A 1,130-nucleotide genomic window follows, 5' to 3' on the forward strand; every position below is an offset into this window, starting at 1 on the left:
GCTCATATTTCTTCTTTAACTATCTTTATCATTTTTTTAGTGAAATGGTATCACAAACAGCAATGACAAAGAAATAGATAAAAGTACGATTTTAATCAGTACTTCCGTCTCTTTATTTTTAATCAATCATCGTTATATTTTGGAGGATTAAGTATTTGCAATGCAACAGGCGATCGCACATCTTAAGGGCGGGTACGCCATCGCTTGACTGCCATTAACTTAGCAGATGACTAAACCTTGTATTGAACTAAATTTGATGACGTTAACAGAAACATTTCTTCACATCCATTTTAGGCTCTAGCCCATGAACATCTTTCATCGCACAAGGAGATTCTTTAGAGTTCGTAAGCCAATTGGATTTTCGATTTGGGACGATGAGTTAGCTTTAGAGCTACCCTTGTAAGAGAACAGAATCTCTCAACTACTCTTTGACTCATGATCAGGCTCCTTCAAGTCGAAAAATTTCCGATTCTGATGTTGCCGGAAATCGAGGCGTATTTAGAAAGTGGACTATTTCGTGGGATCGGCAAGAAAACTGCTCAAACTTTGGTTAACTGCTTTGGAAGTGAGACTTTATCGATATTAGATAACAACCCCGAAAAACTTTACACTGTTCCCGGACTAACTCAATATCGGATTGATGGTATTACCAAAGCTTGGTCAGAGAGTAAAAAGAATCCGAACTTGGGAGTAATTACCCAACTTTTGGCTGTGGGAACTTCATTGAAGTTAGCTTTGAAAATTTGTGACTATTACGGACACAAAACTGCAAATGTACTTCAGAACAACCCTTACAGATTAATTGATGATATTGATGGCATCGGTTTTAAGACTGCTGATGAGCTAGCAATATCTCTTGGTATCCCACTATACAGCGATACTCGTTATATCTCAGCTTTAATCCATGTTTTAAAATCCGGCTTGCGTGAAGGAAATTGTTTTTTACCGTTTGAGCAATTAGTAAGTATTGCCACTAACCTGCTTTCTTCACCACAGCATACGCCCGATGTTCAATTTTTAAATACAATCATTCAACAGTTACTCGAAAAGGGGACTTTAGTTTCGGGTGATGTTGGTAATAGACCTATCCGAAATATAAATACGGCATAAAAAAGTGGTAGAAGAATAAA

The 1,130-nt window shown here is 37.3% G+C and carries 1 protein-coding gene; it reads left to right on the plus strand.

All coding sequences use genetic code 11. The features are described 5' to 3' along the window. Positions 1–435: 435 nt before the first annotated feature. Positions 436–1,110, plus strand: coding sequence for a helix-hairpin-helix domain-containing protein (locus RMY63_RS41655; protein ID WP_322734267.1), 675 nt, complete (start codon positions 436–438; stop codon positions 1,108–1,110). Positions 1,111–1,130 lie beyond the last annotated feature (20 nt).

Source organism: Nostoc sp. ChiQUE01b (genome assembly GCF_034531255.1).
In the GTDB taxonomy this organism is placed as follows: Bacteria; Cyanobacteriota; Cyanobacteriia; order Cyanobacteriales; family Nostocaceae; genus Nostoc.

What these genes read in the sequence shown, in the direction of transcription:
- RMY63_RS41655 (WP_322734267.1), top strand. Translation starts at nt 436, where the DNA reads ATGATCAGGCTCCTTCAAGTCGAAAAATTTCCGATTCTGATGTTGCCG.